19 protein-coding genes are annotated in these 16,213 nt (G+C 68.6%); 1 reads left to right on the forward strand and 18 read right to left on the reverse strand.

The window, feature by feature from the left end; all coding sequences use genetic code 11:
- Positions 1-196: 196 nt before the first annotated feature.
- The 18 genes from VEC57_14455 to VEC57_14540 all read right to left on the reverse strand — a co-directional run bounded on the left by VEC57_14455 (position 197) and on the right by VEC57_14540 (position 15,967).
- On the reverse strand, positions 197-475 hold the full coding sequence (locus VEC57_14455; protein HYC00335.1) for a hypothetical protein: 279 nt from the start codon (positions 473-475) through the stop codon (positions 197-199).
- A complete protein-coding gene (locus tag VEC57_14460; protein HYC00336.1) occupies positions 460-912 on the reverse strand; it encodes a hypothetical protein in 453 nt (150 codons plus the stop codon). Before VEC57_14460 ends, VEC57_14455 begins: the two co-directional genes overlap by 16 nt.
- Positions 909-1,415, reverse strand: coding sequence for a glycosyl hydrolase 108 family protein (locus VEC57_14465; GenBank protein ID HYC00337.1), 507 nt, complete (start codon positions 1,413-1,415; stop codon positions 909-911). Before VEC57_14465 ends, VEC57_14460 begins: the two co-directional genes overlap by 4 nt.
- A complete protein-coding gene (locus VEC57_14470) occupies positions 1,412-1,636 on the reverse strand; it encodes a hypothetical protein (protein ID HYC00338.1) in 225 nt (74 codons plus the stop codon). The genes VEC57_14465 and VEC57_14470 overlap by 4 nt, the downstream gene beginning before the upstream one ends.
- Positions 1,633-1,935: a hypothetical protein gene (locus VEC57_14475; protein ID HYC00339.1), complete on the reverse strand. Its 303-nt coding sequence runs from the start codon at positions 1,933-1,935 to the stop codon at positions 1,633-1,635. Before VEC57_14475 ends, VEC57_14470 begins: the two co-directional genes overlap by 4 nt.
- Positions 1,936-1,981: 46 nt before the next feature.
- Positions 1,982-2,296 (reverse strand): hypothetical protein, encoded by a 315-nt coding sequence (locus tag VEC57_14480; protein HYC00340.1) that lies wholly within the window; start codon positions 2,294-2,296, stop codon positions 1,982-1,984.
- Between the two features lie 22 nt (positions 2,297-2,318).
- The gene (locus tag VEC57_14485; GenBank protein HYC00341.1) at positions 2,319-2,744 is read right to left on the reverse strand and encodes a hypothetical protein; all 426 of its coding nucleotides are present in this window, start codon (positions 2,742-2,744) and stop codon (positions 2,319-2,321) included.
- Entirely contained in the window at positions 2,741-4,621 is a 1,881-nt protein-coding gene (locus VEC57_14490; GenBank protein HYC00342.1) for a hypothetical protein, read from the reverse strand. Before VEC57_14490 ends, VEC57_14485 begins: the two co-directional genes overlap by 4 nt.
- Positions 4,621-6,195 (reverse strand): hypothetical protein, encoded by a 1,575-nt coding sequence (locus VEC57_14495; GenBank protein HYC00343.1) that lies wholly within the window; start codon positions 6,193-6,195, stop codon positions 4,621-4,623. Before VEC57_14495 ends, VEC57_14490 begins: the two co-directional genes overlap by 1 nt.
- Positions 6,179-11,098 carry a tape measure protein gene (locus tag VEC57_14500; GenBank protein HYC00344.1) on the reverse strand — a complete coding sequence of 1,640 codons (4,920 nt, stop codon included), beginning with the start codon at positions 11,096-11,098 and terminating at the stop codon, positions 6,179-6,181. The genes VEC57_14495 and VEC57_14500 overlap by 17 nt, the downstream gene beginning before the upstream one ends.
- 3 nt (positions 11,099-11,101) lie before the next feature.
- Complete coding sequence (locus VEC57_14505) at positions 11,102-11,434, reverse strand: hypothetical protein (GenBank protein ID HYC00345.1); 333 nt, start codon at positions 11,432-11,434, stop codon at positions 11,102-11,104.
- A gap of 101 nt (positions 11,435-11,535) precedes the next feature.
- Positions 11,536-11,904, reverse strand: a complete 369-nt coding sequence (locus tag VEC57_14510; GenBank protein HYC00346.1) for a hypothetical protein — start codon at positions 11,902-11,904, stop codon at positions 11,536-11,538.
- Between the two features lie 107 nt (positions 11,905-12,011).
- Positions 12,012-12,653, reverse strand: a complete 642-nt coding sequence (locus VEC57_14515; GenBank protein ID HYC00347.1) for a phage tail tube protein — start codon at positions 12,651-12,653, stop codon at positions 12,012-12,014.
- A gap of 21 nt (positions 12,654-12,674) precedes the next feature.
- A complete protein-coding gene (locus VEC57_14520) occupies positions 12,675-13,115 on the reverse strand; it encodes a hypothetical protein (GenBank protein HYC00348.1) in 441 nt (146 codons plus the stop codon).
- Positions 13,112-13,402, reverse strand: coding sequence for a hypothetical protein (locus VEC57_14525; protein ID HYC00349.1), 291 nt, complete (start codon positions 13,400-13,402; stop codon positions 13,112-13,114). Before VEC57_14525 ends, VEC57_14520 begins: the two co-directional genes overlap by 4 nt.
- A 24-nt stretch (positions 13,403-13,426) precedes the next feature.
- The gene (locus VEC57_14530; GenBank protein HYC00350.1) at positions 13,427-13,819 is read right to left on the reverse strand and encodes a hypothetical protein; all 393 of its coding nucleotides are present in this window, start codon (positions 13,817-13,819) and stop codon (positions 13,427-13,429) included.
- Between the two features lies 1 nt (position 13,820).
- On the reverse strand, positions 13,821-14,093 hold the full coding sequence (locus tag VEC57_14535) for a hypothetical protein (GenBank protein HYC00351.1): 273 nt from the start codon (positions 14,091-14,093) through the stop codon (positions 13,821-13,823).
- Positions 14,094-14,104: 11 nt separating this feature from the next.
- Positions 14,105-15,967, reverse strand: coding sequence for a phage major capsid protein (locus VEC57_14540; protein HYC00352.1), 1,863 nt, complete (start codon positions 15,965-15,967; stop codon positions 14,105-14,107).
- Positions 15,968-16,000: 33 nt separating this feature from the next.
- Between VEC57_14540 and VEC57_14545 the strand changes: the two genes are divergently transcribed.
- Positions 16,001-16,210 (forward strand): hypothetical protein, encoded by a 210-nt coding sequence (locus VEC57_14545; protein HYC00353.1) that lies wholly within the window; start codon positions 16,001-16,003, stop codon positions 16,208-16,210.
- Positions 16,211-16,213 lie beyond the last annotated feature (3 nt).

Genomic DNA, 16,213 nt, shown 5'->3' on the forward strand with positions numbered 1-16,213 from the left:
GGCCACGCACGTCACCGCCTCGCCCTGCCACATGCCGATCGTGCCGGCGGGCGGGCTGCAGACGGATGGCGGCGGGGCGGCGCTCACGACGGCCGCGGACAGAACAGCCGCGAGGGCCGCAAAGGTCTTGCGCAGGAAGGCGCTCATGGTGATGGTCCTTTCAGGGTTGCGGCCGTCGCGGGCGGCCGGGTGGCGATCAAGGCTTGACCCGCTCCAGGCCGACCGGCGTGCGAGCCGTCGCACTCAGCACCTGCTCGGCGAACCGCGCTTTCTCGCGCATCGCCATCAGCTCGCGCGCGTCCTCAGTCCGCAGCTCGGCGGTGACGCCGATGGGTCCGTACAGGCTGGTGACGAATGCGCGGTCGCCGCTCAGGCTGAGCGTCAGCAGGTTGTCGAATTGGCCTGGGCTGGTACCGCAGGCGGTGAGCGCCGCGCAGGCGGCCAGGGCAAAAATGGTCTTCATGGCGCGATCCATTCAGCGGTGGAGGGATAGGTGACCGGCGCCGGCGCAACGAGCACCGGCCGTGCGTGGATGGGGTTGACGAACCTCTCGCCGAACGCCCGGACAGCGCCGTGCGCGATGCCGGCCATGAGCGGGTGCATGCCGTCCTCGACGAACACCACGCGCAGGAGGTCATCGGCCGCCCCCCGCCAGGTCGTCGACAGCCCGCACTCGCGCATCAGCTGGTAGAGCGCGTCATGCACCAGCGAGCCGCGCACGATGTCCGGGCCCTGCGCGATCGGACCGGATGCGCCGTCCCACGCGTAACCGGCGGCGATCGTCAGCGTGCCGTCGGCGGCCAAGCCGACGAAGTGGTTGCCAGGGCAAGCCTCGACCACGGGCGTGGCGCACTGGAAGGGCTCGGCGAGCTGGAAGCGGTAGCCGGCGCGGTAGCGCACCAGTGGCTTCATGAGGCCTCCAGCGCATTGAGCGCCACACGGCGGATCCAGCCTCGGCCATAGGTTGGCCAGGCCGGGTCATCGGTGAAGTGCAGGTTTCGATGCGCGTCGAAGCGGCGCAGCACCTTGTCGATCGGCATGCTCTGGATCGACATCAGCGTCTTCGGGCCGATGCTTCCGTCCTCGATCGCGCCCACCGCGCGCTGCAGCATCCGCGCCGCCTTGCCGGGCCCGCTGTTGACGGCGAAATCGAACAGCGGAAACTTCAACGCCTCGGGCACCAGGTCGCAGCCGGCGGGCCCCCAGTAACGCCGCATGTAGATGGCGCGCGCCTGGTCAAGCGTGACAGACTTGATGTCGAGGTCTGGAAACGCGGCGGCGCTGATGCCGTACTTCGTGCCCTTCAGCGTGCCAACGCCGATGCGGCCGCCGGTCCAGTTGCCGCGATCGGTCGAGTCGTCGTCGAACTCGCCTTCATTTCCGATCAGCCGCGCGAACGAGTCGAGGAAGTTCATGGTGCGGGCTCCGCGTCGTCGAGTGGATATGGCGGGACGTCGTCGAAGTCCGGGTCTGGCCCGGCCGGCGGCGGCACGATCGGTGGCAGCGGCGGATGGAACGGCGGCGGGTCGAAGAAGTTGGCCAGCGAGCGGTAGATGTCGCGCTGCCTGGTTAGTGCCGCAATCTGCACCTCGACCGCATCGGCCAGCTGGCGGTATTTGGCGGCGACGCTGTTCATGACTGCCGCTCGCTTCGGTCGCTATCAAGCTCCACGAAGTCGCTGGCTCGACGCTCAGGTCCATGCGGGCGGCCTGGCCGGCCGCGGCGCAACCAGCCGACGATCACAACGACCATGCCGGCGTTGATCAGCAGCTGCGCACGCGCCAGCGCCACCGCGTCGAAGTAATCGATGCCGTCGTGCACGATCCAGGCGTGGCTCGCGAAGCCGAGCGCGAGGCCGATGAGCCCGAGCTTGATCACGATGCCGTCGTGCACTCGCGGCGACAGGCAGGCCCACGTCGCGGCCATGGCCAGCACACAGCAGACGGCGGTGTTGATGAGCGTGACAACCGAGTCCATTGCGTCAACCCTTCTTGCTCCACCAGACCGCGACAAGCTGGCGCAGGCCGCCGTCGCGAACGAACTTCATGACCTCGGCTGCGACGTTGAGACCGAACATGCCGACGCAGAAGGCTGCGCACGCCCGGATGCCAGCAGGCTCGATGTGCAGCCACTCCATCAGCGCGGGCGAGATGTAGCCGGCGCAGAGGCAGCCGGCGAGGACGTTGAAAGCCCGCTCCCACCAGGTGAGGCCTGGCGCGAACCGCAGGCCCACCAGCGCGCCGAAGGCGCCGGCCACCCAGGGGCTGCGCAGGATGCGGTCGGGGTCGATGTCCATCAGCGCGTCTCCCTGGCTGCTGTCACAGTGCGGCCGCCTGCACGAACATCGCATCGCGCTCTTCGTCGCTGATGCCCGCGGCCTGCTGCAGGTAGGTGGTGAGCGGGCTGATCCGCCGCACCGTCGGTCGAAACTCAAACTGCGCCGCGGTCATGGCGCGCTGAACCGGGTCCTCGATCGCGGCGATGGCATCGAGCACCGCCTGCAGCTTGCCGGCCGCAATCAGCACGCACCGCGCGCGCCACATCTCGACCTCGTCCGGCACGACCGGCGGCGGCTGAGCAGTCCACGGCTCCAGCACCCACGCGGTGCGCTGCCAGCGTGGCCACGGCTCGCCGTCGACGCGCTCCTCGGCGTGCGCCGGCGGCGCGATCGGCGTCGAGCGCGGCGTGTCGTCTTCGACCTCGCCGTCGAACCAGCGCTGCGCGTCGTAAGCGAAAGCCGTCACAGCAGCTGCTCCGCGGTGAATGCCTTGGTCCAGTAGCCCTTGGCCATGGCGCGCAGCTTCTCCATGTCGGCCACCGTGGCAAGGAACGTGTGCCGCGGCAGGTTGCGCGCGTCGTCAGGGTCGAGCGACACGAGAACTTCGCCGGTCGCCCCCTGCGTGCGCATCAGCTCGTAGATGGTGTCCCAGGCCTCGGCATCGGCGAGGTAGTGGAAGGTGAAGTCGAGACACTTCGGCGCCGGCAGCTCGTCGAAGTAGCGCGCGCCGCTGGCCGTCGTGACGGTCGTCGATCGCGGCTTGAAGTAGATGCCGAGTCCGCACGCGACGTCATGCTCACTTTGGAAGGCATTCCACGCCAGCACTGGGCGGCCGAACTCGACCCACCCGTCCGGGTTCGTGGTGTCGTCGACGTCGAGGCGCCAGTAGCGGTAGGACTGCGGCGTGGCGGGGCGATGCAGCGCAGGGGTCTGCTCGCCACGCCGCATGCGCTCGGTGGTCGCGGCGACATAGGCGGCTGGCCAGGCGTCGTAGGTGCCGCTGTCGTACTGCGCGACGATCTCGCGCTCGGCGCCGCTCAATGACACCAGGTCGGCGGTCGTGGGGGCGTAGCTGTAGATGCGCAGGCCGGTGAGATGGAAAGCCGGGCCGCCTCGCACGTAGGTGTTGGCGGTGCCGGCCAGCGTGGTAACGGCAGCGTCAACCACCGCGGCCGCACCTTCATAGCTAGCGCGGAGTGTGGTGCCGTCCCAGCCGATTGCCGCTGCGAAGGTCGCGCCGTTGGCGTAGGCTGCACTGTTGACGCCGGTTGCGCTATTGATACCGGCATTGTGGTTGAACCCCCGCATCACGCCGCCAGTCGTCATGTCCAGGCCTATGCCCGTATCGCCAGTGTTCGTGGTGGCTACGAAGGCAAACGGCTGAGTGGAGCTGGCCGGGCGCGCGATGAGCTTGCCCTCGAGGAGCAAGCCGCCCGCGGCGAACGAGGCGACGGCGCCGGTCAGGATGTCCGGCTGCCGGGTTGCTGCCGCCCCGGTCGTCTCGATGTTGGACGTGGCCGCCGCGCCTATCTCGACCTGCGCAAAGTCGGCAATGACGTTGATGCCGGTACCGCGAAAGCCGCAGTTTGCACCGGCCACACCGGTGGCCTGGAACCGCTGCCACGTCGTCGTGACGGTCACCGTCGTCCAGTTGGTGTTGTCCGGCGAGATGCCAAGCGCCGCCGTGCCGGCCGACGTCTTCGCCCAGATGGAGACGGTGACCGTTTGGCCGGTCAGGCCGCCGATGCCGGCCAGCAACGTGCCTGGTGACCCAGTGAAAGCAAGAGAGCAGGCGCCGTTCGCCGACCCGTCCAAGCCGGTTTGGTTCTTCGTTGATGTGCAGTTGGAGCGTGTCCAATTGATGGTGCCGAAGTCCCGGGCATTGCTGAAGCTGTTCGTGGTAGTCGGTTCGAGCAACAGGCCTTGCAGTACGCCGTTTGAATATTCGAACCGCGGGATGTTGTTGGCCGCCGAGACCAGCACGCCAGAAGCACCCATGTACCAGCCGACCGAGCCGCGCGAGAACGTGAACCCCCCTGGCAGCGCGGCCGATCGATTGAACTCGGCCCACGTCAGGCCGCGCGGATCCGCGGAGAAGCCTCGCAGCCGCAGGGTCGCACCGGTGGTGAAGTTGCCGCCGATCACCGCAAGCGCGGCGACTGTGATGGCCGAGGGCGCCGCGATGTAGCACCAGGTGTCGCGCGTGCTCGCGCTACTGCTGCGGGCTTTTTGGTCGATCTGGCGCGTCTGGAGGTAGGACAGCGGCAGGCCTGTCGTCCAGCTGCCGCCGCTGAGCGTGCACTCGTCGATGGTGTTGTCGTAGGCAAGAAGCAGCTTTCCCATCACTGGCCCCAGAGCAGAAGGTCCGCCGTGCCGGCGGCCAAGTTCTTCGTGTAGGCGAACACGCGGCGCAGCGTGCCGGCCTCGCGGCTGAATCCGTAGCGGTCCCAGCGCAGTTCGACCACGCTGCCGATGTCGACGTCCAGGAGGGTGGCGTCATCGAGTTGCACGCCGCGGGCCCAGTGCATGCGGTGCGGCACGCCCAACAGCGCGGCGCGGCGCGCAGCCTCGGCAGCAGCGTCGGCCTCGTGGGCGAAGAGGGTGTCCAGTTCCAGCGTGGCCGTGCGCGCGTAAGGGTTCGGCGAAGGTGTCGAGCCATCCTCGGCGACGCGCCACTCCTCCCCGAGATCCGCGCGATCGGCGGCCGAGACGGTCACGTCGACCTCTGGCCCGGCCAGCGGGCGGTAGTAGCGCGCGTACCGAATCAGCACCTTCGTCGTAGGCGCTTCGTCGCTGCTGGGGTCGCTCTCCAGCACCGATTCGTTCCATGGTGCGATCACTACCACCGGGTCGCCGGCCGGTTCCTCAATGCGCTTCATGCCGAGCACGCCGAGACGGTCGAAGCCGTAGGCCGCACCGACAGTGCGTGCCACCGCATCCATGATGTCCAGCGTAGAGCGCAGGTCGTTGACCCAGATGCCGAGTACGGCGCCGTTGGCGGTATCGAGCGCCGTGACCTGGCTGGCGCTGACGTCCGACGCGTCGATCCCGCGCTCCATGGCCAGGCGCTTCAGCAGCGTGCCGGCCTTGCTGTTGGCCGTGCTGTCTGCAGTGGCGTCGCACGTGAAAGCCGTGGGCAGCGAGCCCCCAACACGCAGCATGCCGCCGGCCGGCCAGGCCCGGTACTGGCCGGAGCTGGGTGCATTGGTCTCCATGTCGGCCTGCGACGTGTAGTCAGCGCCTTGGGTGTACGGAGCGCCCTTGTCGTACGCTGCATCCACGGTGAGGATGGCCGCGCCACTCACCTGGTAGATGCCGCGAGTCGTATTCACGCACGGTGCGGGGATGTGGAAGGCCTTGCCCCACAGGCGGGGGATCGGCTTCCCGGTCAACTCCGGGCCGCCGTCGACCCCCGCAGGAAGCGCGTTCGTGCCGCCGTAGGTCGCGGACAAGTGCGGTGTGCGCAGCTCGTACAGACGGTCGGTGCCATTGATGACGACACGGTCCGTCTTCGGCTCCACGATGCTCGTGACGGCTCGGATGACCGTCTCCGCGGTCGACAGCGCGGCGTCCGGCTCGACCATCAAAAGCCGCATCGGGCGGCTTTGGAAATTGATGGTTGCCGGGTCGCTGAACACGCTGTCTAGGTCCCCGAAGTTGGCCAACTCCACGATCGCCGCGCCGACATCGGCCTGCGGATTGGCACTAACCAACGACGCACCATCGCGGAACATGGACCGGCTGATGACGCCAGCGCTGATGATGCGGTCGAGGTACAGCGCATTGGGCGGTGTGTCCGTGCTCTTCGAGCGATAGCCCTGCCGTCCCTTCATGCTGTAGCGCTTGGTCTCATAGGCTGCGGCGTCGGTGTAGCCGTCGATTTCAAGCAGCAGGTGCGGGTTAGAGAGAAGCGACATACCGCCCCCTCCGTGCTGCGTCGTATGCCAGCTGCTGAGCCGTCATCCGGTTGCTCGTGTCCAGCGCGTCGCTGAGTGCAACACCGGACGCGGCCGTGACCTCGGCCGCGGTCTTCGTGTTGCCCTTGATGGCGGCCAGCTCGGCCTGCAGGCGTTTCAGCTCGGCCAGAACCTCGTCGAACACCGGCGCGTAGTTCGGTGCGCCGCTGAGCTGCTGCTGCAGCTGCAGGAACGTGCTGGCCAGATCGTCGGCGCGCTCGAACGCCGCCAGGTCGCCGCCACGCGCCGCTTCGGCGTTGTCGAAGAACTGCGAGCGGGCCTCGGCCAGACGATCCTCCGGCGACAGGGCCGACAGCGATCCAGTCGTCAGCGAGTCCATGAAGCTGGTGAAACTGGCGTCCAACCGCTGGAGCGTCGAGTTCAACTCATCGAGTGCGCGCAGTTCATCACGAGCCAGTTCCTGCGCCTGGCGATCGGACTCGCTGATTGCGGTTGAACCGCCGGATGCGGCCGCCGCTTCCGCCTGCTCGCGTCGCAGCCTGTCCGGCGACACCACATCGGTATTTGCCGGACCGTTCGACTGCATCACGTACATGTTGAAGATGCCGTCGCGCGTCGGACCGGGGACGTTGTCTTTACCGCCCCAGTGCTGATCGACGTACTGCTGCAGGTTGGCCGGCAGCGTGTTGTTCGCCCAGTCCTGCGCGAAGCCGGCGATCTTGCTTTCTATGCCCATCCACTCGCGATAGGCCTGATCGGCTGCCGATGCCTGGCCCATGCTGCGAATGCGCATGCCGCCGAATTCGCTGGCTTCGCTCTTCAGGTCGCCCAGCGCGCCGGCGGCCTGCCAGATCGCGGCCTTTGCCTCGTCGCTGACGTCGGCCATCGCCGTGATGGCGTCGGCGGTCTCCAGGATCTCCTGCTTCGAGGCCTTGAACAGCTGGCTGACGGTGATGTCGAAGCCGGCATCGGCTAGGTCGTCGGCGATGCCCTGGTACGCGGCACCGATGCGCTGATCCGCCGGCAGCAGCTTCGAGCGGTTGCTCTCGATCGTGGACTGCAGAGCGTCGGCTGCATCCCGGGCGCCGTTCTTCAGGTCGCCGAGCGAGCCGGCGGCGCTGAGCACTGCGAGTTCCATCTCGCTGACGCCGTCGGCGAAGTCCACGAACTGCCGAACGAAGGCCTCGATCTGCTCCTTCGACATGCCGGCAAGGCGTTCGCCGGTGACCGCGAGCCCGGCTTGCGTCAGGTCGCCAGCCACGCGGTTGTAGCGGTAGCGGTCCAGGTCGGGCCCTTCGAGGAACTTGCCGGCCAGCTGGTCCAGCGCCTGCTGTCCCTGCTTCGCCCGGGCTGCAGCCTCCTCGGTCAGCTTCTTCGCCGCAGCCTCCGATGCCGACTCGACCTGATGGAACGCGCCAGACACCTGCAGCAGCGCTGTGAACGCCTCGCGGCCGGCCTCTGTGCTCAGGTCCTGCGCCGAGACCAGATCCTTGTAGGCATCGACGGTGTCAGGCATCGCGAGGCCCACGCTCGCCAGCGCATCGGACACCTTGCCCGAGGCCAGTTCGATCTGCTCGGCCTCGGTGTAGAAGTTGCTGAAGTACTGCCCGGCCGCCTGGCTCAGGCCCTGGATGCCGCCAAACATGGCAGTTAGGTCGATCGCTGCACTGCCGCCGTCGAGCGAAGCCTGCAGCGCGGTGATGCCGAGGTCTTCGAGGACCGCGTTCACGCCCAGGATGGCGCCGCCGACGCGCTCGATGGTCTGCGTCACGGTCTCGCCGTATTTGGCGAGTGGCGCGACCTCATCGGCGAGTCCGGCAGTCAGCGCCTCGCCGTACTTGGCCAGCGCCTGAATGATCGCGGTCTTGTTCTTCTCGACGTCGTCGCCGAGGCTGACGCGGATCTCGGTCGTGATGCGCGCCATTTCCTCCGCCGGCAGGCCCAGAGCCTCGGCGTAGCGCTTGGCCTGCGCGAGCACTTCCTTCGACGCGTCGTCGAAGAACATGTCGATCGACTCGGTCGCGGCCTTCGTCTCGGTGCGGCGCTTGTCACTGCGGAAGATGCCGCCCTTCTCCAGGATGTCGGCGAACATCTCGCCGGCGAAGTCGCCGCCGGTGATGGTGCCGGCGACGCCCTGGTCCACCACGCGCGGCGATGCGCGGCCGAAGAGCTGTGTGTAGACGGCGCCGCCGCCCCAGATGTTGGCCGAGCGGTCGCTCATGCCGCCGATCTTCAGCAGGTCGGTAAACGTGGACTCCGGCGAGTACCGAAACGCACCGCTCAGGTTCTCGTTGTTGTAGCCCTTCTCCCAGGCGCTGCGGCTGCCCATGTAGGCCGCGATGATCGCGGCGGCGTAGGCGGCCCACGGACCCATGCCGGCTGCGGCGCTGCTGCTGCCGCCCGCGCCGGCGGCGCTGGTGCCAGCCACTGTGATGCCCTCGCCAGCGGCCTGTGAGGCAAACAGCGTGGCCGACTCGCTGGCGGCCAGCGACGACGCGGAAGCGCCGACGCCGGCCCATCCGTTGTTCGCCGCGATCAGGGCCCCCATGCTGTCGCCGCCAGCCGATCCGACCAGGTTCGCGTACGCCAGCGACGTCGACGACGCGCCGGCCGTCGTGCCGGCGCCGAAGTACCCAGCCAGGGCATTCACGCTGCTGCTGTAGCCGGTGGCGCCTTGATAGAGGCTGTAGAGCGTGGAGGCGTTGTTCAGGCCTGCACCGACCGCCCCTGCGCCGCCTCCGCCAGCACCGCCAGCACCGCCGGTCAGGAACGCCGCAATCGCACCGGTGACGGGCGACACCACGGCCTGGATGATCGGGCGCAGGACCAAAGTCTTGAAGTAGTCCTCCAGTAGCTCCCCGGCATCGCGGCCACCGCTCATCAGCGCATCGGTCAGGGCCTGGCCGGCGTCGTCGGCCATGCGCTGCCATGCATCGCGCGCCTCCTTGGTGGCCTCGATGCCGGCGGCGCGGCCGGACTGCGCAGCGATCTCGCGCAGGGCCGCGGCCTGCTTGCGGTACTCGCCGGCGATGGCTGGATCGACGGACTCAAATACCGTAGCCAGCCGCTCCTTCGCCGCGGCATTCGCCAGATGCTCGGCCTGCTCAATCTGGCGCAGCGCGGCCGGAGTCAGCAGCGCCTGGTCGTTGACCTTGCGCAGCGCGACGGCGCGGCCTTCGAGGTCAGCGGTCTGGCCGGCCAGGCGCGCCATGGACGCGTCGTTCTCGGCCGACGCCTGACGCATCCACGACACCTCTTCGCGCAGCGCCTGGCCGCGGTCGATGCTGGCGCGCGCGGCCCGCTCGGTGGCCTCGCTCATCACGAGTTGCCCGGCGGCAAGCTTCGTCGTCAGCTCAAGGTGCTGCCGCTCGCCTTCGGTCAGCTGGCGGCCCAGCGCCAGTTCCTTCTCCATGCCGGCGTTGGTGCCCTCCAGTCCGCGCGCCCAGTCGCGACCGGCCTTCGTCAGGTCCTCGAAGACCTTGACGGCATCGTCCATCTCCTCCTTGTCCTTCTTCGTGGCCGCCGTCTTCTTGAACGTGGCCGCGGTGAGCTGCTGGACGGTCTCGACGTACTGCTTCTCGGTGATGTGGCCCTTCTGCCGCGCCGCGTTCAGTTCGTTGACCTGCTTCAGGTAGGCCGTGTCGACGCCCAGCGCCTTGTTGCGGATGTCGGCGAGGAGCTTGGCGGCCGCGGCCTGCTCCTCGAGGCCCTTCTTCGCGACCGCGTCGATGCCGGCGCTGGCCTCGCCGAACTGCTGCGACTGGCTGGTGCCGCGCTGGGCCCTGAGTTCGTCCTGCGCCTGCTTGGCCTGCTTCAGCTGCTCGACCAGCTCGCGCGCCTTCTCGACCTCGAAAGCCAGGTACTGCCCGCCGTTGGCGGCGAAACGCAGCTGCAGGGCGGCCAGCTCCTTCTCCGCCTCGCCTAGCCGGCGACCGATGTTCGCGGCGCGCTCGTCGACGTGACCCAACGCTTCGGCAACGCCCATGACCTGGGCGGCTGCGAGTGCGCCGAAGAACCCGAGGCCCGATTCGCGCGCCCGCTGAAACCGGTCCGACACGTCGTCGACGGAGCTCGCCAGCGTCTGTAGGGCGCCGCTCAGGCTCGACGTTACGCCGGCCGATCGGTCGATTTCGCCGATGGCCTTCGTGGCTGCGTTGCTGACCTGCGTCAGCGCTTGGCTGACGGTCACGACGCTGCCCTGCACTTCGGTGGCCAGCTTTGCGGCCTGGGACTCCAGCGCCTGCAGGACGGCCTCGGCGGTGAGCTGACCCTCCTTGCCCATCTCGCGCAACTTGCCGACGGTGACGCCGAGGCCGTCGGCGATGGCGCGGGCGAGGCGCGGCGTCTGCTCGAGCACGCTGTTCAGTTCGTCGCCGCGCAGCGCGCCGCTGGCCAAGCCCTGCCCCAGCTGCGTCAGGGCGGCCTGCATGCCGGCGGCGCTGCCGCCGCTGATCGCCATCGCGTTGCCGATGGCCTCGGTGATCTTCAGCAGACGCGTCTGGCTGACGCCGAGGCCGTCCGTGGCCCGGGCGATCGACGCATAGGTGCCGCCCAGCTCCAGGAACCCGGTGCGCGACCGCTGCGCGATGCCGTAGAGCTCGTCGTAGACCACTCCGGCCGCCTTGGCCGAGCCGGTGGCCAGCGTCAGGCTGTTGTTCAGCGAGGTGACGGCATCCGCGGTCTGCACGGCAGCGCGGGCGGCCTGCGCAAGTTCGTTCGCGATGGCGAGACCTGCCACGGCCTTGACGGCGCCGCCGATGCTCGCGAACGCTCCGGAGGTCTGCGTGGCCGCATTGGCGCCGGCGTGGCCGATACGCTCCAGGCTGGCCGCCGTCTGCGTGGCGCCCTGCTGGACCTGCTGAACGCCATCGAGTGCGACGCGGAAGCGGATGTCCTGGGTCATGGCCTACCTGCGCCGACGGGCGGCTTCTGCTTCCTCGGCGCGCTTACGCATGCGCTCGACACGCGCGGCGAGCACCACCGCACGCGCCGCCCTAGCGCAGGCGACGACGCCGTCGTAGACGTCGCGCCGCTCGTCGGCGTCGTGTACGGTCTCGCGGAGGTGCGCGAGGATTTCGGAGCGGGCCATGCCGTGGTCGCCCCATTGGTCTTGCAAGTCCAAGAAGGCGCGCCATGCCGGCACGCACTCCGGCCAGAGGTACACCGGCCAGTCCGGCTGTTCGACCGTCTCGACGTTTGCCCCGGATGCTGCGGCAGCTCGGGAGATGAGCAGGGCCATGGAATCGACGGGCGCGACAGGACGAGCCTGCTGCACCGCATCGGGATCAGGTTGCGGCTGCTCGTCGTCATCGCGCAGACCGTCACGGGCCCACCGCTCGGCTACCGCAGCGAGTTTTTTGCCTTTGCCCCGCAGGCGGCGACATAGGCGTTGAAGGCGAGCGCAGCGATTCCGGGCATGTTGAGCACATTGCGCAACGCCTCCGGGCTGAACGGCACGTCCTCGCCAGCCTCGCCGACCGGTCCAGCCCATGCCCTCATCTTCGGCACGAGGGTGTCGGTGATGGGTGTGCGGCTGCCGGCCTTCTCGATTGCTGCGACGCTCTCTTCGAGGGCGCGCGTGTCGCTCGAAGTCGCGAGGCGTTCTGCGACCAGCCAGAAATCGAAGTCCTCGCGCTCGCCGTTCTCCAGCGTGGTCGTGCCTTCGACGCGGAAGCGCAGGGTGGGGGAAACAACAACCTTGAATGCCATGACGGTGCCCGATCATTTGGCCCGATAGAGAAGGAGCGCGCGGCCGCGTTGGCTCGGGCGAAGACCGCGCGGCGTTTCCGCCGCCACGGCCGCGCGCAAACGGCCGGTCAGGTCGACCAGAAGCTGGGGTAGTTCTGCACCTCGATGGCCAGCGCGGTCTGCACGACGCCCTGCGCCTGGCCGCGCGGCGTGCCCGGAGCGGACACGAAGCCGTTGAAGCACATCTTGGCCGTGGTGCCGAAGCGCAGCTTGAAGGCGCGCTTGGTCTGCGCCTTGTACGCGCGGTTGGCCTCGATGTAGCCGGCATCCGACGGATCGAAGATGGCGTTCGAGGTGATCGACATCGGCGACACCACCGTCGGGGCGCGCTTGCGGATCGAGTCGTGGATGGTCGTCGTGTCCGCGTACTCGGGATCGCCGCCGCTCACATCGAACGTTTGCAGGATGTTGAACGACGCGCCGAACGTGATGACCTGGAACGAGCCGGACACGAAGGTGCCGTAGTCCGTGGTGTTCTCGCCTTCCAGCTCGAAGGTGTTCGCCGCGCCGTTGACGTTGGCGACGCGGAACACGCGGTCGTTCAGCTCCGTCATGCCCGTGGCGGCCACCAGCACGTAATCGCCGTTCGAGGGATCCGTGCCGGTGTAGGTGACCACGCCGGGGTTGGCCTTCGAAATGGCGTTGATGGTGATTGCCGAGGCGAGCGCCGTTTGCACGTCGACGCCCACGTTTTTCCAGAAAATTGCCATGGACTGCTCCTGAGTGGCGCGTCAGAGCGCGGTGGATGGATCGCCCTGCGAGGTGACGTAGATCACCTCGAAGAGCTGGTGCCCGATTCGGATTCGTTGCTGTCCCTCGTCCCGCTGCGCGGGCTGGTAGGAGAGCGGACGGATGGACTGCACGCCCGGCAGCGAAGTGGCTGCGAGGCAGGCCTCGACGTCGGCCAGGAGCTGGTCCCGGGCGCGCGAAGCGTTGGTGTTCTGCACGATCTGCGCCGTGACGATGAAGCGGTAGGAGCGCTGCAGCAGCGGGTCGCCGTGCACGGTCAGCGGCTCCTGCGCCTCGCTGTCGTCGTCGACCGAGAGGTGCGGGCAGTCGGCGGCCTCGACGAGGTCGTAGGGCTCCTCGTCCACGCGGCTGCCGGCAGACGTGTTCGCCGCGATCAGCGCTGCGACCACTGCCTCGCGGATGACGTGGCGCTGATGGTTCACGGCTGCTTCTCCAGCGGCAGCACGACCAGGCCAGTGCCGTCGGGCTCCGGCGTGCGGACGCGCCAGGTGCCGGCGCCAGGGCCTGCCGCGATCACGAGCACGCTGTTGCGCGCCACGCTGGGCGCCGCGCTGTGCGGCAGCGTGAACTGCGGGTCGCGTGAGGCGATGCCGGAGAGGTCCACGAACGGCGCGTCGTAGTTGCCCACGACCGAGACGCCGTCAAGCGTCGCCTCGGTGGCGAACTCGTCCGCGTCGAAGAACGCGGTGAAGTCCTCGGTCATGGGCATGGCCGCTCGTCTTTCGCGCCAGCGTCAGACGTACTTCTTCTTGCCCGAAGCCACGACGCTCACGGCAGCCGGGCCGGTGGCGATCGTGCCGACGAAGCCGAGGAAGCCCCCGGTCACCTTCTTCGGATCGACCACGACCGTCTGCGTGCTGAGGTCGGTGGAGGTCGTGACCTGCGTGAACGTGTAGCCGCTGATGTCGGCGGCGCCGGTGCCGTTGGCATCGGTGGCCGACTGCAGCTTGCCGGTGATCGTGCCTGCGGTGACGACGCCGACGTTCATGGTCACGAGGATCTCGCCGTCGTACGGGCGCACGTCGAGCCACATGCCGGTGCCGCTGGTGGCGGCGGCGGTGTTGGCGGCGTCCACCGCGTGGAGCAGCGCAGTCGAGGTCGCTGCGGAGGCTTGGCTGTTCAGCATGTCACTTCTCCTTCTTGCCGGCCTTCACCGGCGCGTGTGCGGGGTCGGCGGGCGCCGGCGCGGGGGCGAGCTTTTCGGCCGGCGGCTCCGGTGCAGGCGAAGGGCTGGGCGCGGGGTCGGCGGGCGCCGGCGTGGCCGGTACCTCCTCGACGGCGCCGATGGACGTCAGGAAGGTGGCCGTGCCCTTGTCCAGGGCGAACGGCTCGCTGTCCGGCGTCACGTGGCGCTCGGGGCCGATGCAGACCCCGCGCAGGGCGCGGTAGAGGCTGCTCATGGCGGCGCGCCTTACGACAGGTTCGTCGAGACGACGAAGGCCTGCGGGTAGCGCACCAGCACGTCGACCATCCACATCGCGCGGATGCCGACCTGCGCCTGGTTGAAGCGCGTGCCGCCGTTGTCCATGGCCAGCTCCAGCACGCCCCACTCGCCGATCACGACCTCGTCCCACGAGCCGAAAATCAGGTTGCCGGAGGCCAGCTGTTCGGACGACATGGCGTTGAAGCCGCACAGCGTGCCGTCGAGCATGTTCCCTTCCCACACCGGGGTGTCGGTGCCCGAGAAGCGCTGCACGGTCATCAGCTTCGCCGCGCCGGCCGTGTTGGTCACGAAGCCGGGGTTGCCGCGGATGGCGTTCGATGCGCCGGCCGTCGAGACGAAGGCCAGCAGCTTCGCGTAGGTCGCGGACGCGGCGTCCTGGCCGGACGTGATGCCGGTCGTGTTCTTGATGCCGAGCGGCTGCGCGCCGCCGGTGCCGTTGATGGCGACGTAATCGACGCCATCGATCGCGATGTCGGCGGCGAGGTCAGCCATGATGAAGGCCTCGGCGCTCGGGGTGGCTTGGCGCAGCAGCTGCTCCGACGCGTCCGTGATCGCAATGGCGGTCTTCGGCGTCATCGACAGCTGGCCCAGGGCCTGGTCGGTGGCCGTGACGCTGGTGCCCTCGCCACCCTGCCAGGTCACCGTGCCCTTGCCGGTCTGGCGGGGAATGGTGACGTTGCCCACCAGGCCCGGCAGGCGACGGGCGCCCATGCGCATCGTCACGCTGCGGTTGCGCAGGATGTCGATGAAGCCCATGTTCTCGACGTTGACCATGAAGCCGCCCTTGCTGCCGGGCGTGGTCGACATCGCGCGCTGCGCGGCCTCGCCCAGCGGGCGCTGCAGCACTTCTCCGGGAATGAAGATGCTGTTGCTGTCTTCGCGCTGCAGCCGCTTAGCCAGCGTGCGGGAGCACTCCAGTTCGTAGGCTGCGAGGTTGATGTTTTCCTGCGTCGGCGTGCGCATTGCGCGGATGGCGCGGAACAGGCTGAAGCGCTGCGTCTCGGCCCGCGTCAGGCCGAGGTCCGAAGCGGCGGTGGGGCGCTCTTTGCCGCGCTCTTCCATCACCTTCAGGATCTTCTCGGCGACCTCTTCCAGCGTGGCGCCATCGCGCACCCACTGGTCCTCGACGCGCGGGTCGATCTTGCTGGCGCGGCACATGTTGCCGATCGCCGCCTTGCGGTTCTTCTCGACCTCCAGCGGGTCGTGACGGGTTTCCGCGGCACCCGCGGCGGCTTGGGCTTCTGCCATGGTGGCTTTCTCCTGATGGGTCGCCGGGACGGCGGGGGTGGTGACCTTGGTGACGCTTGCGGCTGTGGCGGGCGGCGCGCTGGCTGCGCGCTCCTGCTCGGTCGCCGCCGGCGGCTGTGCGCCGCCTTCGGTGATCTGCACCGTGGAGCCGCCTGGCGTCTGCACGGTGGTTGTGACGGGGGCTGCCGCGTGCGAGCGGCCGACGCCGACGGTGTTGTCGGCAGGCACGGTCACAAGGGAGTCTTCGAAGGGCTCCCAGTCGACGACCTCGTAGACGGGCACGTCGTCGGCGGCGCGGTCCAGCGGGCCGGCCGCGGCATCGAGGTCGCGGCGGAAGGCCTGGACGTCGCCGTCGCCTCGATCGCCAACCCGGGTGACGCCACGAGATTCGAGTGCGCGGCGGAACGTGGCTCCGTCGATGGTTCGCTCGATCGGCCCGCCACTCTTGCTGGTGGTGCGCTCGATGACCTTGTGGATCTCGTAGCCGACGCTTGCCTTCGTGAGGATGTCGCCCTCGACCAGGCCGATCGCGTCTCGGCCTTCCTGCGTGGCGCTGGTGATGCGCACCTTGCCGCGCAGCACGCCGTCGTCATCGCAGCGCACGCTGCCGGGCACGTGCGTGCCGCGCAGGTCGCGCCAGTTGTGATTGAAGAGCAGCGGCGCGCCGTCGTTCAGGCGGCCCAGTCGGACGGCCTTCTCGTTGCAGCGGAGGATCTCGATCCCCCACCAGCGCTCATACGGCACCTCGCTGGCGAATGCCATATCGACCACCAGGTCGCCGCCATCCTTCTCGCGGCGCGCCTTGGCGCGGTCCAGCTTGAATGAACG

Source organism: Candidatus Limnocylindrales bacterium, from assembly GCA_035626395.1.
In the GTDB taxonomy this organism is placed as follows: Bacteria; Desulfobacterota; Binatia; order UBA1149; family CAITLU01; genus DASPNH01.